The organism is Pseudoalteromonas sp. MT33b (assembly GCF_014117385.1).
In the GTDB taxonomy this organism is placed as follows: Bacteria; Pseudomonadota; Gammaproteobacteria; order Enterobacterales; family Alteromonadaceae; genus Pseudoalteromonas; species Pseudoalteromonas lipolytica.
Genome location: NZ_CP059831.1, coordinates 798,713 through 825,609, shown reverse-complemented (window position 1 = coordinate 825,609; position 26,897 = coordinate 798,713). Strand labels below are relative to the sequence as shown.

23 protein-coding genes and 5 tRNA genes are annotated in these 26,897 nt (G+C 42.6%); 6 read left to right on the top strand and 22 right to left on the bottom strand.

Going from position 1 to position 26,897, the window contains the following annotated elements:
* The first annotated feature begins 182 nt into the window (after window positions 1-182).
* Window positions 183-1,028 (top strand): MurR/RpiR family transcriptional regulator, encoded by an 846-nt coding sequence (locus H3302_RS03860; protein ID WP_036970537.1) that lies wholly within the window; start codon window positions 183-185, stop codon window positions 1,026-1,028.
* A gap of 374 nt (window positions 1,029-1,402) precedes the next feature.
* On the top strand, window positions 1,403-4,423 hold the full coding sequence (locus H3302_RS03855) for a TonB-dependent receptor (RefSeq protein ID WP_182396163.1): 3,021 nt from the start codon (window positions 1,403-1,405) through the stop codon (window positions 4,421-4,423).
* A 65-nt stretch (window positions 4,424-4,488) separates the two neighbouring features.
* On the opposite strand, the gene H3302_RS03850 is transcribed toward H3302_RS03855, so the two are convergent.
* The 10 genes from H3302_RS03850 to H3302_RS03805 all read right to left on the bottom strand — a co-directional run bounded on the left by H3302_RS03850 (window position 4,489) and on the right by H3302_RS03805 (window position 14,164).
* Entirely contained in the window at window positions 4,489-4,743 is a 255-nt protein-coding gene (locus H3302_RS03850) for an energy transducer TonB (RefSeq protein ID WP_182396162.1), read from the bottom strand.
* Between the two features lie 25 nt (window positions 4,744-4,768).
* On the bottom strand, window positions 4,769-4,909 hold the full coding sequence (locus H3302_RS03845; protein WP_182396161.1) for a hypothetical protein: 141 nt from the start codon (window positions 4,907-4,909) through the stop codon (window positions 4,769-4,771).
* A gap of 98 nt (window positions 4,910-5,007) precedes the next feature.
* Window positions 5,008-6,186, bottom strand: a complete 1,179-nt coding sequence (locus H3302_RS03840) for an exo-beta-N-acetylmuramidase NamZ domain-containing protein (protein WP_036970543.1) — start codon at window positions 6,184-6,186, stop codon at window positions 5,008-5,010.
* The gene (gene murQ / locus H3302_RS03835) at window positions 6,186-7,121 is read right to left on the bottom strand and encodes an N-acetylmuramic acid 6-phosphate etherase (protein WP_036970545.1); all 936 of its coding nucleotides are present in this window, start codon (window positions 7,119-7,121) and stop codon (window positions 6,186-6,188) included. Before murQ ends, H3302_RS03840 begins: the two co-directional genes overlap by 1 nt.
* Complete coding sequence (locus H3302_RS03830) at window positions 7,111-8,022, bottom strand: BadF/BadG/BcrA/BcrD ATPase family protein (protein WP_051501818.1); 912 nt, start codon at window positions 8,020-8,022, stop codon at window positions 7,111-7,113. The genes murQ and H3302_RS03830 overlap by 11 nt, the downstream gene beginning before the upstream one ends.
* Complete coding sequence (locus H3302_RS03825; protein WP_065978428.1) at window positions 8,023-9,597, bottom strand: sodium:solute symporter; 1,575 nt, start codon at window positions 9,595-9,597, stop codon at window positions 8,023-8,025.
* An 80-nt stretch (window positions 9,598-9,677) separates the two neighbouring features.
* Complete coding sequence (locus H3302_RS03820; protein ID WP_182396160.1) at window positions 9,678-10,427, bottom strand: L,D-transpeptidase; 750 nt, start codon at window positions 10,425-10,427, stop codon at window positions 9,678-9,680.
* Window positions 10,424-11,536 (bottom strand): mandelate racemase/muconate lactonizing enzyme family protein, encoded by a 1,113-nt coding sequence (locus H3302_RS03815; RefSeq protein ID WP_065978430.1) that lies wholly within the window; start codon window positions 11,534-11,536, stop codon window positions 10,424-10,426. The genes H3302_RS03820 and H3302_RS03815 overlap by 4 nt, the downstream gene beginning before the upstream one ends.
* A gap of 8 nt (window positions 11,537-11,544) precedes the next feature.
* Window positions 11,545-12,921, bottom strand: a complete 1,377-nt coding sequence (locus tag H3302_RS03810) for an SH3 domain-containing protein (RefSeq protein WP_182396159.1) — start codon at window positions 12,919-12,921, stop codon at window positions 11,545-11,547.
* 16 nt (window positions 12,922-12,937) lie between these two features.
* Window positions 12,938-14,164 carry a hypothetical protein gene (locus H3302_RS03805; RefSeq protein ID WP_182396158.1) on the bottom strand — a complete coding sequence of 409 codons (1,227 nt, stop codon included), beginning with the start codon at window positions 14,162-14,164 and terminating at the stop codon, window positions 12,938-12,940.
* Window positions 14,165-14,416: 252 nt separating this feature from the next.
* Here H3302_RS03805 and H3302_RS03800 point away from each other — a divergent pair, with 252 nt between their 5' ends.
* Window positions 14,417-16,432 (top strand): TonB-dependent receptor, encoded by a 2,016-nt coding sequence (locus tag H3302_RS03800; RefSeq protein ID WP_182396157.1) that lies wholly within the window; start codon window positions 14,417-14,419, stop codon window positions 16,430-16,432.
* A 303-nt stretch (window positions 16,433-16,735) separates the two neighbouring features.
* On the opposite strand, the gene H3302_RS03795 is transcribed toward H3302_RS03800, so the two are convergent.
* From H3302_RS03795 to xerD, 11 genes are all read right to left on the bottom strand, one after another.
* A tRNA-Arg gene (locus H3302_RS03795) sits at window positions 16,736-16,812 on the bottom strand.
* A gap of 112 nt (window positions 16,813-16,924) precedes the next feature.
* Window positions 16,925-17,001 (bottom strand) — tRNA-Arg (locus H3302_RS03790).
* 46 nt (window positions 17,002-17,047) lie between these two features.
* Window positions 17,048-17,124, bottom strand: a tRNA-Arg gene (locus H3302_RS03785).
* A 22-nt stretch (window positions 17,125-17,146) separates the two neighbouring features.
* A tRNA-Arg gene (locus H3302_RS03780) sits at window positions 17,147-17,223 on the bottom strand.
* Window positions 17,224-17,256: 33 nt separating this feature from the next.
* Window positions 17,257-17,349: transfer RNA gene (locus H3302_RS03775), tRNA-Ser, on the bottom strand.
* Between the two features lie 112 nt (window positions 17,350-17,461).
* Window positions 17,462-17,659 (bottom strand): hypothetical protein, encoded by a 198-nt coding sequence (locus H3302_RS03770; protein ID WP_182396156.1) that lies wholly within the window; start codon window positions 17,657-17,659, stop codon window positions 17,462-17,464.
* Window positions 17,660-17,926: 267 nt separating this feature from the next.
* Window positions 17,927-19,462 (bottom strand): lysine--tRNA ligase, encoded by a 1,536-nt coding sequence (lysS, locus tag H3302_RS03765; RefSeq protein ID WP_036970557.1) that lies wholly within the window; start codon window positions 19,460-19,462, stop codon window positions 17,927-17,929.
* Between the two features lie 26 nt (window positions 19,463-19,488).
* Window positions 19,489-20,587 (bottom strand): peptide chain release factor 2 gene (prfB, locus tag H3302_RS03760; RefSeq protein WP_118844059.1). Its coding sequence is split into 2 segments (ribosomal slippage): window positions 19,489-20,511 and window positions 20,513-20,587, totalling 1,098 coding nucleotides; the frame shifts between segments, so codons are not numbered across the junction.
* A gap of 143 nt (window positions 20,588-20,730) precedes the next feature.
* Window positions 20,731-22,452 (bottom strand): single-stranded-DNA-specific exonuclease RecJ, encoded by a 1,722-nt coding sequence (recJ, locus tag H3302_RS03755; protein ID WP_036970559.1) that lies wholly within the window; start codon window positions 22,450-22,452, stop codon window positions 20,731-20,733.
* Window positions 22,453-22,524: 72 nt separating this feature from the next.
* On the bottom strand, window positions 22,525-23,259 hold the full coding sequence (gene dsbC / locus H3302_RS03750; protein WP_036970561.1) for a bifunctional protein-disulfide isomerase/oxidoreductase DsbC: 735 nt from the start codon (window positions 23,257-23,259) through the stop codon (window positions 22,525-22,527).
* Window positions 23,260-23,318: 59 nt separating this feature from the next.
* Window positions 23,319-24,206 (bottom strand): site-specific tyrosine recombinase XerD, encoded by an 888-nt coding sequence (xerD, locus tag H3302_RS03745; protein ID WP_371915641.1) that lies wholly within the window; start codon window positions 24,204-24,206, stop codon window positions 23,319-23,321.
* 168 nt (window positions 24,207-24,374) lie between these two features.
* On the opposite strand from xerD, the gene fldB reads away from it, so the two are divergent.
* Complete coding sequence (fldB, locus tag H3302_RS03740) at window positions 24,375-24,896, top strand: flavodoxin FldB (RefSeq protein ID WP_036970565.1); 522 nt, start codon at window positions 24,375-24,377, stop codon at window positions 24,894-24,896.
* An 84-nt stretch (window positions 24,897-24,980) separates the two neighbouring features.
* Here the strand turns inward: fldB and H3302_RS03735 are convergent, their stop codons facing one another.
* Complete coding sequence (locus tag H3302_RS03735; RefSeq protein WP_036970567.1) at window positions 24,981-25,409, bottom strand: DUF2147 domain-containing protein; 429 nt, start codon at window positions 25,407-25,409, stop codon at window positions 24,981-24,983.
* Between the two features lie 104 nt (window positions 25,410-25,513).
* Between H3302_RS03735 and H3302_RS03730 the strand changes: the two genes are divergently transcribed.
* A complete protein-coding gene (locus H3302_RS03730) occupies window positions 25,514-25,948 on the top strand; it encodes a hypothetical protein (protein WP_065978437.1) in 435 nt (144 codons plus the stop codon).
* A gap of 262 nt (window positions 25,949-26,210) precedes the next feature.
* On the top strand, window positions 26,211-26,891 hold the full coding sequence (locus H3302_RS03725) for a hypothetical protein (protein ID WP_074989444.1): 681 nt from the start codon (window positions 26,211-26,213) through the stop codon (window positions 26,889-26,891).
* Window positions 26,892-26,897: the final 6 nt, after the last annotated feature.

The window sequence follows — 26,897 nt, the reverse complement described above, 5'->3', positions numbered from 1 at the left end:
GTATCTATTATGGAATAAAACTATATTATTCCATCTAAATTAAGAAAAATATTCCAAAGTTAATTCGAGTAAAACAAAAATAATTCGTCGTTTATACTTAATTTTGCGTCTTGGCGCTTAATATTCTCGATTGAAAAGTTTGTATTACACAAAGAATAAGTTAACTAACAAAGTGAGCCCGAATGTCTACTTTTGTAAAAATTAAAGCCTTACGCCAGTCTTTGTCGAGCAGCGAAGCCAAACTAGCAGATTTCACATTAAACTCGGCCAATGCGATTCGTAATTTATCCTCTGTTGAATTAGCAAAAGTGGTTGGTGTAAGCCAATCAAGCGTGGTTAAGTTTTCACAAAAATTAGGTTATAAAGGGTTTCCTGCTTTTAAGCTAGCCGTTATCGATGCACTAAACGATGAAAGCAGCGAGCCCAAGTTACACGGTAAAATTACCTTAAACGACTCTCTTGAACAAATTGCCGAAAAATTACTCAGCAGTAAACTGGCCGTTTTAACTGAAACCAAAAACCTTAACGAAGCGCCTGCAATCGAAAAAGCGGTTGAATTATTAAAATCAGCTAAACGTATTCTTATTTGCGGTTTAGGTGGCTCGGCGCTGGTTGCCAAAGATTTCTCTTATAAATTACAAAAGCTAGGAATGCCAGCTATCGCTGAACCAGACGGCCACGCCCAACTTGCCTACGTTGCTACGTTTTCAAAAGGTGACTTGGTTATTGCGATTAGTGAATCGGGGATGACCCGTGAAATTGCTGAGGTCGTTAAACAAGCTAAGAAAAACGACAGCGCAGTGATCTCAGTCACTAAGTTTGGTAGTAGCCCCGTCGCAGACTCAGCAGATGTAAAACTCTACTCTGTTGCTGAAGGTGAATCAGTAAGGCTGTCATCAATTTTAGCCCGAACTGCACAAGATTTTGTCATTGATATTCTGTTCATTGCACTGACTCAATCGAGTCGACAAGGCAGAAAATTACTAGAACATTCTAATGAAGTTGTAGGCGAATTTAAGAATAACTAATTTTTAAATACAGACTATAAACCTAAAAAAGCAGCGAAAGCTGCTTTTTTTATGCTTTTATTTAGCAACTAAATTTGCACCTCACCTTTCTTGTTATGTATTGATTTTTATAAGCTAATAAAAAATAAAGCGTTCATAATTTCTTACAAAAAAGCCCCTTCACATTCCGTATGCTCTTAAAAGCAAATGAACACAAACACTTACCCAATAAAGGTAATATATTTTATTCCACAAACAAACGCAAGTAACAAAAAAATATTCTTGACCGATTCTTCTAACAGCTGTTTAATGTATAGGCAACATAATTTTAAAGTTCATAAGTCTCAATTGGGTAAGCAGTCCAACAAAGCATATAAATATAAGGACGGGAAACAATGAAACAACATGCATCCTCACTCGTAATAAGCTCCATAGCTAAAGCGACACATAATGCACTTCGCGCAAAGAAAACAGCTCTAACAGGTGTTGTAATGGCCGCGGCTTTAGCCAGCGCACCAGCCTTTGCTAATTTAACCGGTGGAATCAAGGGTAAAGTATCAACACCAGAGGCACAGCAGTCTCTGGCGGGGATCACGGTAACGGCAAAAAGTAACGTAATGCCGAAACCACGCACTGTTGTGACTCGTGAAGACGGAAGCTACGACTTACCCCAACTAAAACCGGGGACTTATGAACTCACTTTCACCGATAAAAACGGGGTCACTCAAACGATGACCGTTGATGTTTTGCTTGAGCAAACATCGAGCCTAAACGTTACCTTCGGTGGCGCAAATGAAAATGTTGAGGTCATCACCATTACTGGTAGTAAATTATACCGTCAGGGTAAGTCAGCTCTGACCAACTCACTAGGCGAAGAGGCAATCAACAACGTGCCAGTGGGTCAAGACTACCGCGACCTGTTAAAACTCGTGCCTGGTGTTGAACTTTCTGAGAATGCAACATTGGGTCCATCGGCAGGTGGTTCGGGGGTTGATAACTCATACGGTTTTGATGGTGTTGACGTATCTCTGCCTATGTTTGGTAATTTAGCGTCAGAGCCTTCGACCCATGACGTGGCGTATGTCACCATGGACCGAGGTGGTGCTAAAGCGGTAGGCTTTAACCGCTCAGGTGGCTTCTCAATCAATACAGTATCAAAATCTGGCACTGATGAATTTCACGGTAACGTTGAATATAAAGTTCAACCTAAGAGCCTAGTAGCGACTCCAACAGGTGAAGAAAGCTATGAAATGGATAAAAGCTGGCTAACTGCGAGCTTAGGTGGACCGCTGATTGAAGATACACTGTACTTTTATACCTCGTATTATCGCCCTGAAGAAACGCGATCTAATAAAGATACGGCATATGGCGCTGTAAAAGACTATAAAAGTGTCCGTGACGAATACTTTGGTAAGCTTACATGGGCACCGACCGACGATATTTTAATTAATATTTCACAACGTACCTCAGAAAAAACAATTGAAGGTCGCTCAATTGGGGCATTCGAAACAGATAGTGTGTCTGCTGGTGATCGAGCAGACCAAGATATCTTTACCTTAGATGGCTCTTGGATAGTTGGAGATGCCACAACGCTGTCATTCCAATACAGTAAATTTGAGTTAGAGTCAGGCACAACACCGGATAACGCATTATCAGTTGTACCGTCACTAACAAGCCAACTTGATTTAAGTAACTTAGATCAAATGGGTTACTTTAACGTACCAAGCCTATTAGATGCCGATGATAATTACACTGCAGAGCAAATAGCAGCCTTTAATGCTGGGGCCATGCCATTGATTGCGCAGTATGGTTACTCTGAAAATGGCGAGATGCTTGGTGGCGGGGGGGTTGGTGCTTATTACCAATACGATAACATCGATTTTTACCGCGACAGCTTTGAACTAAACCTAGAGCATGAATTTAGCTGGGGTGATACCTACCATACTCTACATGTTGGTGGTGAATGGAAAGAAGGTAAAGAAGTACTGGCTCGACTTTCTAATGGTTGGGGAGCAATTTCTTACGTTGGTGGCTTAGATGAAAGCCTAGAAGAAGGCAGCTCAGCACCGGTTATTTATCGTGCTCGCGTACAACAAATGAGTTTAGTCGCAGGTGAAGATGCAGTTTCAGCTATCAATTCAGAAATGGAAACGCTTAACTTCGAAATTAATGACACAATAGAAGTAGGTGATTGGACTTATAACTTAGGTGTATTAGTAAGCCGCGATACATGGTACGGCCAAGGCCTCAAATCAGCATCTGGTACACTTTCTGGTTACGAGTTAGCACCGGGTGAAAAATATAAAATGTATCAAACTGATTGGTCAGATATGATTCAACCACGTTTAGGTGTTAATTGGAATTATGCAGAACAAGACTCAGTCTTTGCAAACTTTTCAATGTATAACCCTGAAGCGAGCTCATTGGCCCGTGCAGCTTCTTGGGATCGTAATACCCGTGCTGAAATTGAAGTTGAGTTTGATGAAGCAGGTAATGTAATTTACGCAGAACCACGCCAAGGTTCATCAGGTAAAGTATTCGCTGATAACTTGAAACCGCGCCAAATAAAAGAATTTACACTTGGCACAACAAAATATGTGGGCTCTGATTTAGTATTACGTGCCCATGTCCGCCACCGTAAAGCATCCCACTTCTGGGAAGATATGCCTAACAATGCACGCTTAACAGACTACTCAGGGGTTGATGCCGAAGGTGTGCCACAACATATCGCAGATAAAGGCTTATATGTTGAAAACCTTGCCGATATTCGCGATGAAATCGGTGGTTCATCGTATGTAATCGCTGAGGTTGATGGCGGCGAAACGAAATACTGGGAAGCCAGCATCGAAGCTGAATACCTAGGTGAAAACAGCTATATCAATGCTTCTTATGTGTGGAGCCATTACTACGGTAATTTCGACCAAGATAATACGACTGCAACCACAGATGCCAATACTTTCATTGGTTCATCAAACTATGGTGATGGGCGTGGTCGTTACCCTTGGGATAATAAATATGGCACATTATCTGGTGATAAACCGCATAAACTAAAAGTTTATGGTTACTATACGGTGCCGTGGGAAGCGAATATCGGTGCGTACTTTATATTCCAGTCGGGTAAACCTTGGGAAGCATGGGATGGTTCAATTTATGGCTACTCAAATGGCACCACGCGTTACGGTGAACCTGCTGGTAGCCGCCGCAGCCCAAGCCATTGGCAACTTGACTTAAACTACACGCAAGACTTTACGTTCTCAGGTGATATGGAATTACAGTTCCGCGCTGATATCTTCAACATATTTGACCGTCAAACAGGTTATAATAATAACCCATATGTATCGTCAGAAACGTTTGGGGAATATAGAAATTACTACAGTCCTCGACGTGTACAACTGTCATTTAACTTTAAGTTCTGATTAAGTTTTAAACCAATCAATCCTGTTGGGGGCCGCATATGCGGCCCTTTTTCATCCCTTTTAATCTAAATTGTACAAAACGTTCTTGCTTCATCTAAATTAATGGCCTGCTTCATAAAATAATCAATCTGTACCGTACATTTAATAGCGTGTTGCTGGCTGTTTTTTGATGTTGCTTGCCAGTGCCAGTCACTAAGTGCTTCACGCGATTCACTAATAAACATGCCTGCGGGGAAACTTTCTAGAAAGGTAATATCTTTGCTATTCCCGTGTTGATCAATCGTAATAATGAAGCGTGCACTGCCCGCTTTTTTGGTCATCTGTGCCACTTTAGGATAGCTAGGTTTAGTTACGCGTTTTAATGCCCATAGCTCGATCTGCAGCGCTTTTATCGGCGCTTAAGTCAAGTATACGTGCAGCCTTGCTAGGGGCCTGTGAGCAGCCAGAGAGTAAGGCAAATACTGCCGCACAAAAATAGACCTTCATAATACATCCTTTTAATTATTCAGGGCCTAAATTTACCACAGCCGTCAAAAAGTGATAATAAAAAAAGAGGCAAGTGCCTCTTTTTGAAATATGTTTTGTTATTGATACAGTAAATAGGGCTGTCGCTTACGTTTAAATGCCGCAAGCTCAGTTTGCCAACTCTGTTTTATTTGTTGCTCGGTTTGTCCCGCCTCAATCGCTAAACGAAGCTTATCTGTGCCCGCTAACTTATCCATAAACTCAGCACGTTCAAAAAATAACTGCTGTGAATCGGTTAGTTGTTGATAAGCAGCAATAAATAAACTTAAATCTAAGCCATGCATGTTTGAATCACGTAAATCTTGACCAAAAACCTCAACGTCTTTGAATTTAGGGTTCATTGATGCCCCTTTAATCGCACGTGGCGTAAAACTAAACTCTCCTAGTTTTACAGGTGAATAGCCGACGACTTGGAACGGAAAATCAGTTCCACGACCAATGGTTATGGGTGTCGCTTCAAAGAAGCATAATGATGGATAAAGCTGAATAGATTGAGCATTTGGCAAATTAGGGCTTGGTTTTACTGGCAAGTCGTAAGTAATGGTGCGCTTATAATTCGCCACCGGTACCACTGATAGCTGAAGTTCAGCTGCGTTATTGATCCACCCTTCGCCTTTAATCATCTGTGCAAGCTCAGCAACCGTCATACCATGTAAAACGGGAATTTCATGCATCCCCACGAACGAACGGAATTTGGGATCTAAAATTGGCCCATCGACATAAGCAATGTTCGGATTGGGTCTATCAAGGACAATAAATGCTTTACCGTTCTCAGCAGCCGCTTCCATCATATAATGCATTGAACTGATGTATGTATAAAAGCGCACACCGACATCTTGGATATCAAAAATAATAACATCCAGATCAGCCAGTGCTTCTGGGTTCGGTTTTTTATTGCTGCCGTATATAGAAACAACATCGATACCCGTTTTGGCATCTACAGTACTTTTTACATGGGCACCCGCATCATGATCGCCTCGAAAACCATGTTCCGGGGCAAATATTTTACGCACCACAACCCCTTTTTCGAGTAAAAAGTCGACTAAATGTTGACCATTAATTTCTGACGTTTGATTGACAACTAAACCAACGCGCTTGCCTTTAAGTTCTGGCACATAGGCTTGATAGTTAACAGCCCCCACTTGTAATGGTTGTGCTTTTTCTGGCACATTAACTGGCGTTTCCTTACAACCAAGTAATGCTAAACAGCTCACAATTAAAATGGCTAAAAAACGCATTATTCCTCCACCGCTTTACGTAAAAACCCATTCGCTTGGCAAAGCAGCTGTTTTGCCTCATCTGCAGGCTTACCCGTTAATACAATCAAAATAGCTAATTTGGCACTTTGCTCGGCTTGCTTTAAAGCATCGACAGCTTGCTGCTGTGAGCAACTAGTTGCCTGCATCACTATACGAATAGCACGTGCATGGAGCTTTTCGTTACTTGCATTTACATCAACCATCAGGTTTTTATACACTTTACCGGTGCGGATCATACTGGCAGTGCTTAACATATTAAGTACAAGCTTTTGTGCCGTACCCGACTTCATTCGTGTTGAGCCTGTAACAGCTTCTGCCCCTACCACAGGGCAAATACCAATTTGCGGTAAACGCATCACCGCTGAATCAGGGTTACACGTAATGCCCACCGTGACACACCCTAACGACTTAGCATACTCAATTGCAGCACACACGTATGGAGTACGTCCACTGGCAGCGATACCCACAACGATATCTTTTCCTGTAAGGTTCGCATTTTTTAAATCTTCCACACCAAGTGTGGTGCTATCTTCGGCACCCTCAACAGCTTTTTTAAACGCGGTGTCACCGCCAGCAATAATGCCTAAAACCTGCTGTTCGCTCACACTGTAGGTCGGGGCACACTCAACAGCATCAAGAATACCTAAACGGCCGCTAGTGCCTGCGCCTATATAAATAAGTCTGCCACCTTGTTGAAATGCTTCAACAATATGATCTACTGCTAAGCTTATTTGCGGGATAACCAGCTTAACGGCTGCTGCAACCTTGTGATCTTCATTATTGATTTTTGTGAGGATCTCAGTGGTGCTGAGCAGATCGATATCCAAAGTGTCAGGGTTTTGTCCTTCAGAGACAATACCGTTTAATTCTTCAAGTAACTCACTTTGATGCTTAAAGACGTGCTCAGGGCTCATTACGTTGTCCTTTTTCAATAATGTCATGGTAATGCTTTACCGCTAGTATAGCGGCACCAGTTAATGAATCCCCTTTACAAGGAGATAATTCGTTTTGCAATGTAAGTGGCAATAAGTCTTGGCTCACCTTAGCAAGCCCCCCAATTAAAATTACGGGTAACGGCGATGTACCGCGACTTTTATTAATTAACTCAACCACTGACGTCGTGTGCTCAGTTAATACCTTATTGGCTACTTTACATTCGTTTTGTAAGCTAAACACAAGCGGACTAAAACGTGCATAATCCGCGGGTTTGGCTTGTTTAAGCCAATGACTAATTGCTTGACGAGTGCATCCTAGCTGCTCACTCAAGCGAATCGTTAATCGGCTTTTTGGTAAATCGTAACAATCTATATCGTTTAATAAATACTGTACAGCCATTAGACCAATACGCGCGCCGCCACCAAAGTCATCCACAGTAAAACCCCAACCACCGACTAATTTAGCTTGGTTGTTTGATTGTAAACGCGCACCGACAGCACCTGTACCAAGGGCAACAACAACACAAGGTTCCCCCAAATTTGCACCATAAAGCGATGTAATGGCATCACTCTCTATGCGAAGACTTGCAAACTCAATCTCGTAAATTAGCTTGAGCATTACTTTAACTTGCTCAGCTAATGTGGTTGATGCACCTCCGGCGAGGCCCATTACAGCAACGATATCACTGGCCTTTGCACCACTTTGTTCGCAAACGTCTCGAACAACCTTCACAATATTCTCAACTGCTAAATCAAGATCATTCGAAATAGACGCGGGCCCGCCTTGTGAGCGAAACGTCAATTGTGAGGATTGCTCTGTCAGTTCAGCTAAAACTTTAGTACCGCCACCATCAATGGCTAGAACATAACGCACTGTCATTTATGCAAATGCCTCATTACTTGCTTTGGGTTTGCCAACACAACACACTAATGTTGATAACAAGGTGCCAATACATAACTGCCAAGTAAAACCTAAATAAAAGCGCATCGACTCAGGCAATAACCAATCAATCATATAGGGTTGCATTAATAGCGTAACAACAAAACCAACAATTAATGCAGCGAGCACAGAACCTTCACTGCCGCGTTTTGTAAATAACGTTGTGAAATAAACACCCAATAAACCGCTGTACGAAAACACCATAACGCTTAAGGCAAACTTTAATAACGGCATATCACTGTATTGCTGCCAGAAATAGCAAAGTATTGCCATCAACGCCAACGCTAAACTAACTACTGCCATCCCCACTCTACCAGCTTTAACAAAGTGGTGGTCACTCACGTGTTTATTGGCTTTTTCTAGATACGGGCGATATAAATCTTGCACTATCACTGATGACATTGAGCTCAGCCCCGAATTTAATGTTGATATCGCCGCAGCGATTATGCCCACACTAACCAAGCCTTTAATTCCTGCAGGTACTTCATTTAATACGTAATACATAAAAATAGTAATTTTTTCGCCATTAAACTCTTGTACAACCGCCTCTCCAGCCTGATTATTCATAAGTGTTGGTTGCTGATAAACAATATAAAGCAGCATGCCAATGAAGATAAAAATAGCCATAACCGGTATTACCATCAGCACCGATAGCAATAATGCCTTACTGCCTTCTTTTGGACTCTTACAGGTTAATAAACGCTGTGTCATGTCTTGATCAAGGCCAAATGCTGCAATATTTAACAATACAAACCCGGTTAATACAGAGGCCATATTGAATACCCCCGATGGCGTAAAGTCTAAATCAAACTTAAACAAAGCAAGTTTCGAGTCAGCACCAGGAGCGGGTTCATTTAAGGTGGCTATAATGGTCGAGAAATCGGCAGGAATAATATTCAGCAAACACCAAATAACCGCGATCGCTGCACTAACATAAACAACACTCTGTAAAACATCAGAATAGATAACGCTGCGGATCCCGCCTAAAAAGGTATAAAGTAACCCCGCCAGCGCCAGTACTAAGGTCGCTATCACCACACTGTCGGCATGTATATTGCCATATAAAATCATAGCCACCGCGATGGCTGCCATATAAAGACGCGCACCACTGGCAAACACACGACCAAATAAATACATTAAACCGCTACGGCGTTTAGCTTTTGGGCCTATACGCTTTTCTAACAGCTCATACACTGTGTACACTTTTTGTTGGTAAAACTTAGGAATTAAAAATGCCGACACCACAAATGCCGCAATAAACGCCCCTATATTTGTTGCGATATAAGAAAAATCACCTTGATAACCTTGATCAGGGCCACCAATAAAGGTTGCCGCAGATTGCGACGTCGCCAAAACAGAGATAGCCACCATCCAGGTCGGCATGCTATTTCCACCCAAGAAAAAATCTTGGCTTGAGTTGGCACGTTTGCGATTAAACCACCAGCCACTGAGCAATAAAATTGCGCCATAACTTGCGAATACTAACCAATCGAGTAATGCGTAATTTGCACTCATTTATTATCCTAACTCAAACCTTAATGGAATATATTATTCCACCATTACGACAAAAATAAAATACTTTTATTTTATTATTTTTAATTTTCCAGTACCGGCAATTGCCACTGACTTTGTTTTTGCTGATATTGCTGCTTAGTTAAACTCACCAATAATGGTTTTTTAAGCTCATCAAGCCAAGCTAATAAGGCATCCATATCGGTTTCGGTCATCGCTGTACATCCTGCCGTTGGTTTACTGGGCGCACGCCATAAATGCATAAAAATACAACTGCCCGCCCCATCGACATTGTAAGGATTGTGCTTTACCACGATCCCCTTTTTATATAAGTCGTCTTGGCTGTAAATATCACGGCGCATCCATTCAGATGAGTTTTTTACCGCAGCGTCTCCCACTTCTGACTTATCAACGAGTTGGTTGTAAAAAGGAGACCCTTTTACATCAATGCAGTAATCGTTAGCAGTCATAGCTTGATAGCTAAGATTCGTTTGTAATGTGTCTAAGTAACCAAATGCAGTACCTAGTTCAAAGATACCCGCTGGCGCTTTGCCATCCCCCTCTTGTTTTTGCAAACCAGCTTGTGCTGGATGTAAGCCAACACCCCAAGCAAGCCCAGTACGCCCAAGCACAACAGCGTGTTGATCACCTTGTTGTTGCCATTGTCGCCCTTTTTTTTCAAAGCGATAAAGCGTCGCATCAATTGCGTCACTGTCATTGGCTACAACCACAACTAATTGTTGATGTGTATTATCAATCACAGGCGTGTACTGCTGCGAGCTTGCACAGGCGGTTAAACTCATTGCTGCAACAAAACTAAAGATTTTTTTCATTCTGGCCACACTCCATTTGTTATCAGTTCAAGACCGTTGATTGATTCAATACCAAGACCTGGGGCATCCGAAAGCGTGATCTGCGGGCCATTAAATTCAACCCCACCTTGCACCGGATCATACTGGCCAAGGGCTGGACCGTCTAAATCAATTTTACTAATTTGTTGGGCTTTTGCGGATGCTAAATGTGCAGCACCCGCCACAGCAATACTGCCCTCAAGCATACAGCCAATCATACACTGCGCTTGATACTGCGCAGTGATATTGGCTATTTCAATCGCACGGCTCAACCCACCGGTTTTCATCAGCTTAATATTAATAATATCAACGGCACCAAGTTCTAAAAGCTGAATAACCTGCTGAGGAGAAAAAGCACTCTCGTCGGCCATAATCGGTGTATTAACACGATCAGTAATGTATTTTAGTCCTTGGATGTCGTTACTTTTAACAGGCTGCTCTACAAGCTCAAGCACGACTCCGGCGTGTTCTAGTTGCTGTAAGGCCTGCACTGTTTGCTTAGCACTCCAGCCTTGATTAACATCAAGACGCAAGAGTGCTTTGCTCGCAAAGCCCGCATAAATTGCTTTAACACGCTCAATGTCTTGGTTCAGGTTATTGCCGATTTTAACTTTTAATACATCGAAACCTTGATCAACCGCGAGCTGGCAGTCGCTGAGCATCTTATCGATATTATCAACACTGATAGTGATATCAGTCTTGAGCTCTGACTGCCCGCCACCGAGTAATTTATACAATGGCGCTTTATAAAGCTTGCCCCATAAATCATAAACAGCAATTTCTAGCGCCGCTTTTGCGCTACTATTACCGACTACAGTCGTTTGTATAATATGGGTGAGCTGATTAATATTTTCTATTTCGAGGCCCAATAACTTCGGCGCAATAAACTGCTTAATAACGCTTATCATGCCTTGGTGAGTATCCCCTGTAATAACTGGGGTTGATGCTGCTGAACCATAACCAATCTGGCCGCAGTGAGTCTCGATGATCACCACTAAATCTTCTATAAAACTAACTTCTCTCAACGCCGTTTTGAATGGGGTCACTAATGGCACTTTGAGCTTTGCAAAACGAATTGCTTTAATTTTCATACAGGCCTCTAGCGAATACGTTTAATGTTGTACACACGGTCTAAATAGCTGGTTTCTTGCGAGAGCCTTAACGGCAATAATGGAGTAACCGATACCCCATTTAGAGCACTGCTGTAAAAACTACCATCGCCTTTGTTGTAGCCAAGCCCTTTCACGTCGTGAATTACGTACGGCTCACCTTGGTGTTCACCTAAATACATCATCACATGACCTGGAATATAAATTAAATCACCAATTGCCATATTCTTAACCACAGATAATTTAGACGCTTCATTGGCATTTTTATCAAAGCGGCTATTTTTACCGTATTCACTGCTCCCTTGCTGACCGGAGTTACGTGGCATGAGTAAACCAAAACTTTTATAAATTTCTCCCACAAAACCAGTGCAATCTCGGCCATTGTAATCGTGCCCCCATCCATACCGCTCACCTAAAAACTTAAAGCCTTGCTTAATCAGGTTTTGTTCGGTGTAGGCGAGGTAACCGATATTTACATCTGCGGTTTTACTGATCATTGCTGGCTTTATGGCTAATTGGCCATTTTCATCCCGCGTTGGTAATTGCACAATATGGCTGGCATAAGTATTTTGCCCATTCAGTAAGTAAGGAACTTGCTCGTTATCAACAAGGGGTAAACGCACTCCCATATCAAGCTGAACTTCTGAGCGTGCATCATCATTAGGCACATAAGCAGTGTGCACTTTAGCGCCAGTGATGACTAAAAAGTTTTCTTGGTCACGGTACGCTTTAATTTTATCAGCATCGGCAAAAGCAATATCCTCAGCGGGTGTCCACGCTAAATAGTTATAAGCACGCACTAAAAGCCACTTTTTATCCGCGCTTTGATGCAAGACAGCGACAGTCTCTCCCGGAAACATGCCACTTTCTTGAAAGCGATCTAGGTCGTGATCTAAGCCACTGTTGAGCACCCGATCCCACGTTGGAAAGGTCCGTAATGACGTACGCTTCACCACCACACCAAAGCGAACTAAGTTAGTACTCGCGACCTTATTAATATTTAAATTTTCCTGATATTTAGCAAAATCTTTCGCTGTTAATTGACGTCCGTCAGTAAAAAAGCGCGGGCTTTTTGGCACTGAGCTGGCTTGATTAATTAAGCTAGTGAGTTCGGCTTTAGACAGCGATTTTTGAAATGACAGTGGATCAACAATGTACTTATTTTCTTTGATTAACTTATCGTTAAACGCCTGAATTTGCGCATTTGTCATGAGCATTTTTGCTGATGCGCCTTGCTGCAACCAATAACTAGGTGACAACTGTGACTGAGTGACGGCTATCACATCTGACTGCCACCCTTCGGCATGCATAGGTGAGCTAAAGGCAACACCTAGGCTAATTGATAAAGCGATAATTGAACGACGCATGTGTGTTCCTTAATACTTATTGAGCGCGTGAATCTAATAGTTTTGTAAAAGCTGCCTGCAAATTTTGCTGCATTAGCTTGCCGACTTTTGGCAAGTGGGCTTCCTCTGCACCAGGGATTGCTTGCTGAATACTCAAGGTAAACTCGCGACCGCCATTAATTTGCCCCAAGCAAACATGAGCGAGCATAACCGTTTCGGTCGTAGAGCGAGTTTCACTTGGGCCCCAGCCGATTTTTTGCCACACTCGCCACTGCCCATTTGTCGCGGTATCAAGTACTTCTTTTGCCGAGCGTGTATCATTGGGTGCAATCGCTTTTGCAAGTGCATTAGTCACAAGATGACTGATGCCAATCATCATACCACCTCCGCCAGCCTGTTGTTCGCTATGACCTGTGCCATTAAGGAGTACATCTACATCGCTACTTTGCAAATACGGCATACGGGTACTGGGTTCACGGTCGTGACTAACAAGGCGTTTTAACCATTCAGCTTGTGCCAAGGTAGTCATTGCCTTATTACCGGTTAAACCGCAGTTATCACAACGGTAACTTAAATAACCAGGATCATCACGATTTGCTTTGTAATGGCTGATCTTTGCATCATGTTCTGGGTGTGCAGGGTCATGCCAATATTCATCAGATGGCATAAACTGCTCACCGCCATAGGCACCATTAAATAATAAACCAGGGGTTTCGAGCTTTAACCAGTCATTATAAAAGAAGCTTTGTAATGTATTGCTCCCAGCAACATTAATAAAATAACTCGCGATTGCATTTGAATTGCCATCCGCTTTTCCAAATGGCTCATAGCTATTTACGCTACTAATTAAATCAGCCAAGGGAGTATCACCAGCCAGTGCGTGCGCACCTAATTTAGGCTGCTCTTTTCTCACGGTAGCGACAGCACCTGTGAAGGCTTGAATCTTTGATGAGCTCCATGGCTCATAAAGCTCATTGTGTGTGCCATCACTTAAGTAACGGTAAGCAAGTGCCCCGCCTTTTACCTGATAATCAATAACAAGCAATTTTCCTTGCTGTTGAGACGGAGAAAAATATTGCCAATCCGCGGCAATTCGAGACTGCCAATCAGGTTGCTGATAAGCCACTTGGTCAGCACTTTTATAGCCTTTTCCAGTCCCATTATTAGCGAGACTTAAACAACCGGTATTATTTAAATCACGTGGCATGATTGCAGGTGCCATCATCACTTCGGCAAAAAACTGCTCGTCAGTCATTGTGTCCACGGGGTTATTCGCGTGACAGCCAACTAACAGAAAAAGGCTACTACACAGCGTAAAATTGAGAGAGCGTAAACGCATGGTGTGCATAAAATAAAATTCCCACTTATTTTTATTTTTGGAATATTTTATTAAATTTAACACAAATTTCCCATGAAGCAAATTAACTCAGCTTTATTACGATTCATCTATTCTGCATCCAAAAAAATGACTTACGCGTATATACTTTTAATACCAAATAGAAAAGGGATTTATAAAATGAAAAAGTTATGCTTTATTGCGGGCTGTCTAAGCTGTTCTGGTGGCGCATTTGCTAATATTGAAAAAATTACCGTATATGGCCACCGCACTGGCTTAATCGGTGAATCAATCAGCGCCTCAAGTGGCATTATTGGCCAAGGTGAGATTGAAAATAGACCCATGCTCAGAAGCACAGAGCTACTTGAGTTAATCCCTGGTATGGCCGTTACTCAACACAGTGGTTCAGGTAAAGCAAATCAATACTTTATTCGTGGTTTTAACCTTGACCATGGTACAGACTTTTCAACCAATATTGATGGTATGCCAATCAATATGCGCAGCCATGGACATGGTCAAGGCTATACAGACTTGAACTTTATTATTCCCGAAACGATTGCCACAGTCAGTTATCAAAAAGGCAGTTACGATGCAAAGCAAGGTGACTTTTCAACTGCGGGCAGCGCCTACTTTCACCTGACAGATAACCCAAAGCATCAACAGTTAGATTTCACTATTGGTGAGGATAACTATTTACGCGCGGTTGCTTTAGGCAGCATTCCACTTGGTAATAGTAAACTTATTGGCGCCACAGAATGGCAAGGTTACGACGGGCCATGGCAAGACATTAAAGAAAGTGTAAATAAAAAGAACGCCCTCCTTCGTTTCGTTAATGAGTCTAAGCACGGTAACCTATCCATCAGTGCTATGGCATATGATAATACGTGGAATTCGGCTGACCAAATTCCGCAACGCGCCGTTGATCAAGGTATCATTTCATCGCTGGGCTCTTTGGACACCACATTAGGTGGCAGCTCTAGTCGCTATAGCTTATCGGCTAATTGGCAAAACGAACACCTCACAGCTAATGCCTATGTAATTGATTACAAACTGAACTTGTATTCTAATTTCTCGTATTTTCTTAATGATCCTGTTAATGGCGACCAATTTAATCAACGTGATAATCGTACGGTGTCTGGCGGGGCAATCAGTTATCAATTTTCAGGTGTTTTAAACTCTATTTTACTGAATCATGATGTAGGTGTTGAACTTCGTAACGATAACATTGATAACGTAGGACTGTATAACACACAGTCGAGAAATTACTTATCAACCGTACGTGAAGACCGTGTTGACGAAACAAGTTATGCTGCTTATTGGCAAACCCAACTTACTATGAGCCCTCAATTAGAGGCCACTGTAGGCGTACGCTATGACTATATTGATGCGAGCATTAACAGCGATAATCACTTAAATTCAGGCGATGCAAATGACGATTTACTCGGTTTCAAAGCAAGCCTAACTTATTTATTCAACGAGAACGTAGCGGGTTATGCCAACTGGGGGCAATCGTTTCATTCTAACGATGCACGCGGCGCAACAATTCAACAAGACCCTGTAACCCTTGCAGCCACGGATACCGTTGATTTGCTGGTTAAAAGTAATGGTGCTGAGTTGGGCATGCGCTACTTTGATGAAAAGCACTTTAACTTTTCAGCGGCACTGTGGTGGCTTTCACTTGACTCAGAACTCCTCTTTGTTGGTGATGCAGGCAATACTGAAGCCAGTGATGCATCAACACGTTACGGATTAGAACTAAGCGCTTACTATTGGCTAGCCGAGACACTTAGCCTTGATGCTGAAGCATCGTTTACACATTCACGCCTAGACATAGATAGCCAGAACGACCGCATTGAAGGGGCTGTGCCAGTAGTTGCCAGTGCTGGGGTAAACTGGCACATAACAGAGCAATGGCAAACATCGTTGCGTCTTCGCCATATAGGTAAACGCATGCTCAATGATGATGGCAGTCAACGTTCAGAGCCTTTGACCGTCGTTAACGGTTTAGTTAGTTACCAACATACTCACTGGAAAGTCGGCTTAGAGCTACTTAATCTATTCGATAGCAGTGATCATGATATCGATTACTATTATGCATCACGCTTACCGACTGAGCCCGCAGAGGGAGTAGAAGATAATCACTACCACCCCATAGAGCCACGTACGCTTAGATTCAACGTCAGTTTACTCTTTTAGAGAACCTGCTCTGTGTACTTTTGCAAGTCAGTGAGCAGGTCACGGTAAAGCGATACACTGTTATCTTTGATGCGGTCGAGGAAAAAGTCGTCAGTAATGCGAGTTATTTGCTGGCGCTTGTTCTTATCACTTAACTTACTGCCAGCAATTCCTATTAGTTCAGAAATTTTTAACGCAGGTAGCGACTGGTTTAATCACTCAAAATGATTAAGTATTTTTGCAAAATGGTATAATACCGCGGCTGCGGATTTCGGGCACAAAAAAACCGACTTTCGTCGGTTTATGTCACTTTCAGAGTGAAAGTGGCGGACGCGGGAGGATTCGAACCTCCGACCGCCTGGTTCGTAGCCAGGTACTCTATCCAGCTGAGCTACGCGTCCGCAATAGTTCTGCTTATTTACGTCTTGCAATGACGGTGTCGTTTAAACACAAAAAAAACCGACAGTTTGTCGGTTTATGCTTTCTTACATTGCTGTATGAATGTATAGAAAGTGGTGGGCGCAGGAGGATTCGAACCTCCGACCGCCTGGTTCGTAGCCAGGTACTCTATCCAGCTGAGCTATGCGCCCACATTCTATTCTAGTTAGTTTAAGTCTCACTAAGACTTTTCAAAAGTGGTGGGCGCAGGAGGATTCGAACCTCCGACCGCCTGGTTCGTAGCCAGGTACTCTATCCAGCTGAGCTATGCGCCCACATTTTGATGTTAGTAAAGGATGGTGGGCGCAGGAGGATTCGAACCTCCGACCGCCTGGTTCGTAGCCAGGTACTCTATCCAGCTGAGCTATGCGCCCATTCTTTACTTTACAAGATAACCATTTAAAAAATGGTGGAGAAGGAGGGATTCGAACCCTCGATAGAGCTACAAACCCTATACTCCCTTAGCAGGGGAGCGCCTTCGGCCACTCGGCCACCTCTCCGTCTTGTGGGGCGTATAATAAAGATTTCAGAAAATATGTCAAACACTTTTCAAGGAAAATCGCACAGATGGTTATAGATTGTCCACTACGGGTAAAAACAACAAACTTTTGCTCAGCCTTTGACCGGTTTTGCTTTTTGTCTGAACGAATCGATGCCCGCTAATGGGATATGCTCATCGGTTATTTCTGCTAAATATTGATCCTGATAGCCTAGTTGTTGAAACTCGGCGATGCAGGCACGATAAAAAGCTTCACGTTGCTCATCGTTTTTACTGGTGTCTGTCTGCAACTGCACAGGCTTTTTTGTCATTATAATTAAGTCCACTAATACGTTGAACGACATTTGTACAATGTTCTCATACTCGTATTAAAAAAACACCACTGTAATTACGAACAAAAGGCGATGTTTAACATTTTTACTACAACAACAACGCAGACTTAATCAGTATTTCTTTTTTTATCAATTAATTACAAATCAGTAGTTACAGAACTCAACGTTTAAAATCAGAAATTTCCGATAATAAAAACGCCGCTAAAAAGCGGCGTTTATTAGAGTCTTAGTACTGATTAGTACTGATTAATCAGCTTGCGGACGCATATGAGGGAATAAAATGACGTCTTTAATCGTTGATGAGTCTGTAAATAACATCACCAAACGGTCAATACCAATGCCCTCGCCTGCTGTTGGCGGTAAGCCGTACTCTAATGCACGAATGTAGTCTTCGTCGTAGTGCATTGCTTCATCATCACCCGCGTCTTTCTCTTCAACTTGACGAGAGAAACGTTCTGCTTGGTCTTGTGCATCATTTAGCTCAGAGAAACCATTTGCAAGCTCACGACCCCCTACAAAGAACTCAAAACGGTCAGTAACAAATGGGTTTTCATCGTTACGACGAGCCAGTGGCGACACTTCCCAAGGGTATGCCGTAATAAATGTAGGTTGAATTAACTTATGCTCTGCAGTCTCTTCGAAGATTTCACACAAGAACTTACCTGGGCCCCATACACAGTTTTCAGGTACTTTAACGTGAACTTGCTTCGCATACGCTTTAAGCTCTTCAAAATGATTTTCTGGGTCATTAAATACAGCCGCATCAAAGTCAGGGTTGTACTTAAGGATAGCTTCGCTCATTGTTAAACGTGCGAAAGGCTTACCAAAGTCATACTCTACAGAGTCAACTACGTCGCCATGCTCGTTTTTCGTTGTGTTAACAACGATTGGTGAACCCAATACATCTGTTGCAACTGTACGTAGCATATCTTCAGTGATGTTCATTAAGTCGATGTAATCAGCGTATGCTTGGTAGAACTCAATCATCGTGAATTCTGGATTATGACGCGTCGATAAACCTTCGTTACGGAAGTTACGGTTGATTTCGAATACACGCTCAAAGCCACCCACAACTAAACGTTTTAAGTAAAGCTCTGGCGCAATACGTAAATACATATCGATATCAAGTGCATTGTGATGCGTTACGAATGGGCGTGCAGACGCACCACCAGGGATAACCTGTAGCATAGGCGTTTCAACTTCCATGAAATCACGGTCTGCTAAGAAACGACGAATACCTTCTACCACTTTTGAACGAATACGGAATGTCTCACGCGTCGCTTCATTGGTGATTAAATCAACATAACGTTGACGGTATTTTGTTTCTTGGTCTGATAGACCATGAAATTTCTCTGGTAATGGACGCAGTGACTTAGTCAGTAGCTCATACTCAGTCATTTCGACGTATAAATCGCCTTTGCCTGATTTATTTAGCGCACCTTTAACACCGATGATGTCACCGATATCAAGTTGGCCGTATTTTGCTTTTAATTCTTTTTGTACGTCTTTTGATGCGTATGCTTGAATTTGACCTTTCATGTCTTGTAACGCAAGGAAAGGACCACGTTTAGCAAGGATACGACCTGCTACTGAAACTACATGTTGCTCAGCAACTAATTCTTCTTTCGATTTATCACCAAACTCAGCTTGCAAATCAGCCGTGTAATGTTCACGACGGAATTGGTTTGGATGACCGTTGGCTGGGCAATTTTCGCGAATAGCGTCTAATTTGCCGCGACGCTCAGCGATTAACTTATTTTCGTCTTGGATTTGATCAGTCATTTTTTAGCTCTTTTTTAGCTTGGTGGTTATAGGCCAGATTTAAGGCTGGCTTCAATAAATTTATCTAAATCGCCGTCAAGAACCGCTTGAGTATTGCGGTTTTCAACGCCCGTTCGTAAGTCTTTAATGCGCGAGTCATCAAGCACGTATGAACGAATTTGACTTCCCCAGCCAATGTCTGATTTTGCATCTTCTTGGCTTTGCTTCTCGGCATTTTGTTTTTGCAACTCAAGCTCAAACAATTTCGCTTTTAACTGCTTCATTGCTTGGTCTTTATTTTTATGCTGCGAACGCTCATTTTGGCACTGCACAACCGTATTGGTTGGTAAATGCGTAATACGTACTGCTGATTCGGTGGTATTTACGTGCTGACCACCCGCACCCGACGCGCGATATACGTCAATACGTAAGTCGGCGGGGTTAATATCAATTTCAATATTATCGTCAATTTCTGGGTACACGAAAGCAGACGCAAACGAGGTATGACGACGACCGCTTGAATCAAACGGGCTTTTACGCACTAAACGGTGCACACCCGTTTCAGTTCGTAACCAGCCATATGCATATTCGCCAACAAAGCGAACTGTCGCCCCTTTAATACCAGCCACATCACCGTCGGTTGCTTCAACAAGCTCAACTTTAAAGCCTTTCGCTTCACCCCAACGTAAATACATGCGCAGTAGCATATTACACCAGTCTTGCGCTTCAGTACCGCCAGAACCCGATTGTAAATCTAAGTACGCGTCGTTTTGGTCATGGGCACCTGAGAACATACGACGGAACTCAAGCTTTTCTAGTTGCGCATTTAAATCGGCTAATTCAGCCTCGGCTTCAGCAAAGGTTTCCTCATCTTCGGCTTCAACAGCAAGTTCAACTAAGCCTTCAACATCTTCAGTACCGGCCACTAAATTATCAATGGTCTCAACGATAGCTTCTAATGCCGACTTTTCACGGCCAAGGGCTTGAGCACGCTCAGGCTCATTCCACACTGCTGAATCTTCAAGTTCTGCGTTAACTTCTTCTAACCGCTCTTTTTTAAGAGGGTAGTCAAAGGTACCCCCGAAGCAGTTCAGTACGTTCGCGAATTTCCTTGATTTGATTAATCACAGGATTCACTTCAAACATGTACATTACTCCAAAATGGCTGATTTACCGCGCACAGCTCTCAAGATGAATTACGGTAAAATATCTACAAATATTAAAAACGCCCGATTTTAACAAAAAACCGAGCGTTTTATTAGCCTTTTATGTCGATTATAGCGATATTTTTATGTCGCTTTTTGTAGCTCTCGAATAATCAGTTGTAACGAGAATTTGCCACGGAATTCATTTATATCGAGTTGGTAGGCAGCTTTAACATAGCGTGCTTCGGTATCGGGCCAGGCACGCACATCGACACCAAATGCAATACCATCAACCAAACGTCCAGATTGATGCTTTAACACGAGTTTTAAGTGCTTTTCACCTACAATACGTTGTTGAATAATCTCGAATAGGTGCTCGAATACCGGTTCGGGAAATTGCTGTCCCCATGGCCCTGCATTTTTTAACAGGTTGGCAAACTCCATCGAAAAACACTCATTTGGCAACTCGCCGTCGGTCAACAAAATACTTTGTTTATGCTCATCGGTCAGTGTGTCGGTGACCATACGCTCAAACACAGCTTTAAACTCGGGAAAACTCTGCTCATTAATGCTCAAGCCGGCTGCCATTGCATGCCCCCCAAACTTACTGATTAAGTGTGGGTGTAGAGTATTCACTCGTTCAAGTAAGTCACGCATATGCAGACCTTCAATTGAACGACATGAGCCTTTTATTTCACCGTTATCGCCCGCGGCAAAAATAATCGTAGGCCGGTGATATTTCTCTTTTAAACGCCCCGCTAATATACCAATTACCCCTTGATGCCAGTCAGCTTGATACAAGCAAATCGCATCGGGGATAGCGTCGGTTTTAAAGGCAAGGCGATCGAGCACGGCCTGCGCCTCAACCTGCATGCCCTGCTCTATTTCGCGGCGCTCATGATTAAGACTGTCGAGTTCACTGGCAATACGGCGAGCTTGATTTATGTCGTTTGATAACAAGCACGCGATGCCTAAGCTCATGTCATCTAAACGCCCTGCAGCGTTTAAGCGAGGAGCCAATGAAAAGCCAAAGTCACTGGCACTTAAACGTGCCGCATTTCGATTAGCCACTTCAATTAAAGCGCTTATTCCCGGACGAGTTTTACCACTGCGAATACGTGCTAATCCTTGGTGAACCAACGTACGATTATTAGCATCAAGCGCAACGACATCAGCCACCGTACCAAGGGCGACAATATCAAGTAACTCAGCAAGGTTTGGCATTGGACTATGCTCAAAGGCCCCTTGTTCGCGTAAGTGGCTGCGCAGCGCAATTAATAAATAAAATGCCACGCCTACACCGGCAATCGATTTAGATGGGAACTGACAATCATGGCGGTTAGGGTTCACGATAGCATCTGCATTAGGCAGCGTATCCCCTTGTAAATGATGATCTGTAACCAGTACCTTAATACCGGCGCGCTTCACAATCGCAATGCCATCAATGCACGAAATACCATTATCCACTGTAATAACCAGCTCAGGCTTCATTTCAACAATTTGCGCCGCCAGTGCGGGGCTTAAGCCATAACCAAGGCTAAACCTATCAGGCACTAAATAGTCAAGGTTGTTAAACCCAAACATGGCCAAGCCTTGCATTAAAGTGGCCGTACTGGTTGCACCATCGGCGTCGAAGTCACCGACAATTAATACTCGCTGTTGTTCTGCGAGTGCCTGTTGCAGTAATAATACGGCTTTGTCTATGTCTTTAAATAATTTAAAGTCATGCAGGGTCGCTGCACTGTTATCTAATTCATTGGCATCTTTTACCTGGCGCGAGGCATAAATTTGCTTAATAACGGGATGTAAGTGTTGAGGAAGGTATGAGTCATCGACACGGGGACGAACTTGGATTATTTTTTCCATGTTGGAAGTATTACTTTAGTTAGCTTAAAGCGAATAAAAGGCCTACCTAAGGCAGGCCTATTTATAAAAAGATTATGAAGATGTTTTTGGTAAGGCATCAAGCGCTTGGCTAATTTGTGCTGCTGATTGATAACCTGGGATCATCGTTCCATCTTCTAAAATAATTGCAGGTGTACCCGACATACCAAAGCTTTGGCCTAATTGATAATGCTCAGCAATAGGGGCACTGCATCCTTCTACCTTGGCAACCTCTGCACCGGCTTTGGCTTCAGTTAGTGCTTCTGCTGGGTCTTTTGCACACCACACATTCATTAAGTCTTCGTAACCTTTACCGCGTAAACCGCCACGAGGGAAAGCTAGGTATTTTACGGTGATGCCCGCTTCTAAGAAATCGTCTAATTCGCGGTGTAATTTACGACAGTAACCGCATGTAATATCGGTGAATACAGTAATTGAATGTTTTTCATTTTTTGCTTTATAAACAATCATTGAATCTTCGTATTCAGCCACACCCGCCTTACGTACATCACTTAATGCGTGCTCAGTGAGATTGACACGATTTTGAAGATCAATCAGCGTACCTTGCATTAAAAATTGACCGTCAGGGCTTGCGTAAAGTACCCCCTTGTCAGTAATTAGCTCTTTAAGGCCAGCAACAGGGCTTGGGTTTACTTTTTTAACCGTAACACCTAACTCAGCAAATTTAGCAATAATTGGCGCATCTGCAGCGTCGGTGGTCGACACACCATTTGCAAACACACTTAAACTCGTACCAAGCAGTGCCGTGGCTAAAACTAACTTTTTCATAACTATCCTATATCCTGATCATTTATTATATAGACCGGTACATCTTTAAAAATCTTGCACTAAGCACGTGGATGATGTTGCTCGTGTACCGACTTCAATCTCTCATTCGCTACATGGGTATAAATCTGTGTTGTTGATAAGTCACTGTGACCTAACATCATTTGCACGACACGAAGATCAGCCCCATGATTCAGCAAATGCGTTGCAAACGCATGTCGAAGCGTATGCGGTGATAACGGCGATTCAACTGATGCCAAAATAGCATAGTGTTTGATACGATGCCAAAAAGTTTGTCGCGTCATGCCAATCCCTCTCTTAGATGGGAACACAAAGTCAGTTGCATGCTTGATCATCTGCGCGCGGCCAACTTTTAAAAAGCGCTCAAGCCAATACATCGCTTCTTCACCAAGCGGCACTAAACGCTCTTTATTTCCCTTGCCTTTAACGAACACAACTGCTTGGCGCAAGTTAATTTGCTCCATCCTAAGCCCTACCAGCTCAGTGACGCGCAGACCCGTTGCGTATAAAAGCTCCAACATCGCTTTATCGCGCAGCCCCATAGGCTCTTCAATATTAGGCGCAGCGAGTAGTGCTTCAACCTCAGCCTCAGACAGAGTTTTGGGTAATGACTGCCCTGCTTTTGGCTGTGCAATATTCAGCATTGGCGAATCAGCAATGGCTTTTTCACGTACAAAGTATTGGTAAAAACGTTTAAGCGCACTGATGCTGCGCGCAGTGCTGCGTGATTTAAGCCCTAAATCAACTCGGTATGCCAAGTAAGCTTCAATATCTTCACTGCTGACAGCCAGTAGATCTTTGTCTTTTAAAAACTGACAAAACTTATCAAGATCGCTGCGATATGCCATCAATGTGTTTTCACTGACCCCTTGCTCAAGGTACAAAATATCTAAAAACAGCTCTAAATGTTCGGCATTGTTTGACGTTATTGCTACTTTTTCAGCTGTGAAATTATTTTCAGCCACGCGTATTGTCATCCTTATCAAGGTATCAATTAAAAAAGCCTTACGGTAAAATAGTATCAAACTACAGGAAGATAGATACTAAAAGCAGCTTGAGTAACTATCATATCAAGCAAATAGACGGTGATAAATACGATGCAGATTGGTTTATTTTATGGTTCTACTACTTGCTATACAGAAATAGCGGCAGAGAAAATTCGCGATATTATCGGGCAAGATGTTGTCAGCTTACACAATATCAAAGATGAGCCATTAAAAAATGCAGAACAATTCGATTTCGTTATCTTCGGCATTTCAACGTGGGACTTTGGTGAGTTACAAGAAGATTGGGAATCAATTTGGGACGACATCAAAGAGGTGAATCTAAACGGTAAAACCGTGGCCCTTTTTGGCATGGGCGATCAACAAGGTTATGGCCAGTGGTTTCAAGATGCTTTGGGTATGCTACACGACGAAATTTGCCATCAAGATATTACCTTCTTAGGTCTATGGCCTAACGATGAAAGCTATGAATTTGAAGCGTCAAAAGCTCTCACAAATGAGGGTAAACACTTTGTTGGATTGGCACTTGATGAAGACAGCCAATATGAACTCAGCGATGAACGTATTGCTAATTGGGTTGAGCAAGTGATGACTGAATACAGCGAGACCCTGTAATATTCACTCCCTAATTAAGTGAATTGCTGCATAACCCATTTATTTATTAAAACGCCAAGCATTGCTTGGCGTTTTAATGTCAGGCTATTCAACACGCTGCCAGTATTGGTTGCGGTAGAAAAAGGCGATATAACCGCGTACTTCAAGCACTTTTCCCTGTTCTTTAGGGGTGAGCTTTAAGGTGTAGGTTTTGCCATTATTAGGGTCAAGAATTTCACCGTCTTGCCAACTGCCATCGCCCGCTTCTTTCGCGCCATCGATAATGGCCATTCCCAAAATTGGCTTATTTTTTTTATCGCCTTTACATGCATCACATATTGCATCTTGTTTGGCTGGGTTAAGAATTTTTTCAACTTCACCAATAAGTACACCGTTTTGCTCACGAATGCGTACCAAAGATTTAGCTTCATTGGTTTCTTCGTCAATGGTTTTCCAAAGCCCGACAGGGCTCATTGCAGCGACGCTTAATTGAGAAAATAAAAGGGCTGATAAAGCGATTGTGAGTCGTAACATAAAATACTCGCATAAAATTTAAGGCCTTATTACTATATCAGGGCTTGGTAAAACACACCATTTTGCTATGATCAGAAAAAGACAACACATTGCGAGGGAACACAATGAGTCAATATACGTTACTTACCGGAGATATTGTCAGCTTCGACAATAATCAAGTCACCCCAATTAAAGCAGATGGCGAGATTAAAACAAACCGCTTTGGTGAGTCATTATTTATTCCGCATAGCGCTAAAACCGCCGTAGAGCTTGGTAAACTCGACGATAATTTATTTAACTTAAACAAATTAATGCGCTCTGGGTATGCCGACCCCTGCCCTGCCACACGCGTGCTAATAGAAACCAAAGATCCTTTACCTGATATCGATGGCTTATTGATAAAACGCCGTTTTAGTATCATTGATTTTTGCAGTGCTGAAATAGAAAAACAGCACACAAAAGCAGTCTTAGATGCCTTGCTTGAGCTTGAGCATGTTCAACAAATTCAACTTGATGAAGTAATGCAGCTGCAACCTCCCGTGCAATTAAGTGCAAAATAGAGGTACAATCAACGCATCAATATGCCATACCAATTCGCTTAATTAAGTGCGCTATTTTGGGGCGATAAAACCTCGTTGAAAACAAGGCAAAGGTTTCGTTATTTAGTTGTTCTCGGCAATTGCTCCTGCATTGCTCTGCATCCATGCAGTCGTAAATCAGCAATCTTTAAAACAGGTCGCAACCGGTTTAATCCCTCAAAATAATTAAGCATTTTTTGCGAATTGGAACCATACGGCAGCTTCATTAGTAAAAGGATAAACAATGAAAAATGCGCTATTTTTACTCTTTGCAACAACGCTGCTTGTAGGGTGTGAGGAATTAGAAGTCGAGGAAAGTCATGATTTTGGCAACCAGATGTATGAGAACAAGTATACATTGATAAACACCACCGCCTTAGAGGTTGACTACTCCATGGCAAATACCGACCTGTTTGGTAACGCAAGAGAAGTCAGTGATGCGCAATATTATGTAGACACGCTCGCATCAGATTCATTACCTGTTGATATAACACACCTTCACAATGAACGACGCCGTATTTCATTTTATGTAGAAGATCACAGTGAAGCGAGCAACTTCGCAGAGCAAATGTATCAAGTGGACAACGACCAGCCTTACCATTTTGTCGCCTGGCAAAGTGGAGAAAAGCTGCGTTTAACGCTCATAAAACAGACTCAAAGTAACAAAGAGGGCTTTTTTGCCGTCCGCTTTCTTGCCACCGAAAACATTCGCTTAAAAATAGAGAATCAAATAGTTAACCTATATCAAAATCAATTAAGTACGTGGTATCACACTGATGACTGCGCAGATGATATTAAAGTCTCTCGACTGAATGATGAAGGTAAGCGTGTTGATGAATCAGTTGCCATTTGTCATGCCTCATATGGACATTCTTATACATTATTAGTAAGCGAAGATGGCCTACAATCGAGCATCAGTGAATAGCAAATA

Coding starts and splice junctions, on each gene's coding strand:
- H3302_RS03735 (WP_036970567.1), bottom strand. CDS start 25,409: ATGTTACGACTCACAATCGCTTTATCAGCCCTTTTATTTTCTCAATTA.
- H3302_RS03840 (WP_036970543.1), bottom strand. CDS start 6,186: ATGCGTTTTTTAGCCATTTTAATTGTGAGCTGTTTAGCATTACTTGGT.
- H3302_RS03860 (WP_036970537.1), top strand. CDS start 183: ATGTCTACTTTTGTAAAAATTAAAGCCTTACGCCAGTCTTTGTCGAGC.
- H3302_RS03810 (WP_182396159.1), bottom strand. CDS start 12,921: ATGCGTCGTTCAATTATCGCTTTATCAATTAGCCTAGGTGTTGCCTTT.
- H3302_RS03815 (WP_065978430.1), bottom strand. CDS start 11,536: ATGAAAATTAAAGCAATTCGTTTTGCAAAGCTCAAAGTGCCATTAGTG.
- H3302_RS03770 (WP_182396156.1), bottom strand. CDS start 17,659: ATGACAAAAAAGCCTGTGCAGTTGCAGACAGACACCAGTAAAAACGAT.
- recJ (WP_036970559.1), bottom strand. CDS start 22,452: ATGGAAAAAATAATCCAAGTTCGTCCCCGTGTCGATGACTCATACCTT.
- H3302_RS03800 (WP_182396157.1), top strand. CDS start 14,417: ATGAAAAAGTTATGCTTTATTGCGGGCTGTCTAAGCTGTTCTGGTGGC.
- H3302_RS03845 (WP_182396161.1), bottom strand. CDS start 4,909: ATGAAGGTCTATTTTTGTGCGGCAGTATTTGCCTTACTCTCTGGCTGC.
- H3302_RS03855 (WP_182396163.1), top strand. CDS start 1,403: ATGAAACAACATGCATCCTCACTCGTAATAAGCTCCATAGCTAAAGCG.
- H3302_RS03820 (WP_182396160.1), bottom strand. CDS start 10,427: ATGAAAAAAATCTTTAGTTTTGTTGCAGCAATGAGTTTAACCGCCTGT.
- H3302_RS03850 (WP_182396162.1), bottom strand. CDS start 4,743: ATGACCAAAAAAGCGGGCAGTGCACGCTTCATTATTACGATTGATCAA.
- H3302_RS03830 (WP_051501818.1), bottom strand. CDS start 8,022: ATGACAGTGCGTTATGTTCTAGCCATTGATGGTGGCGGTACTAAAGTT.
- H3302_RS03730 (WP_065978437.1), top strand. CDS start 25,514: ATGAGTCAATATACGTTACTTACCGGAGATATTGTCAGCTTCGACAAT.
- fldB (WP_036970565.1), top strand. CDS start 24,375: ATGCAGATTGGTTTATTTTATGGTTCTACTACTTGCTATACAGAAATA.
- dsbC (WP_036970561.1), bottom strand. CDS start 23,259: ATGAAAAAGTTAGTTTTAGCCACGGCACTGCTTGGTACGAGTTTAAGT.
- lysS (WP_036970557.1), bottom strand. CDS start 19,462: ATGACTGATCAAATCCAAGACGAAAATAAGTTAATCGCTGAGCGTCGC.
- H3302_RS03725 (WP_074989444.1), top strand. CDS start 26,211: ATGAAAAATGCGCTATTTTTACTCTTTGCAACAACGCTGCTTGTAGGG.
- murQ (WP_036970545.1), bottom strand. CDS start 7,121: ATGAGCCCTGAGCACGTCTTTAAGCATCAAAGTGAGTTACTTGAAGAA.
- H3302_RS03825 (WP_065978428.1), bottom strand. CDS start 9,597: ATGAGTGCAAATTACGCATTACTCGATTGGTTAGTATTCGCAAGTTAT.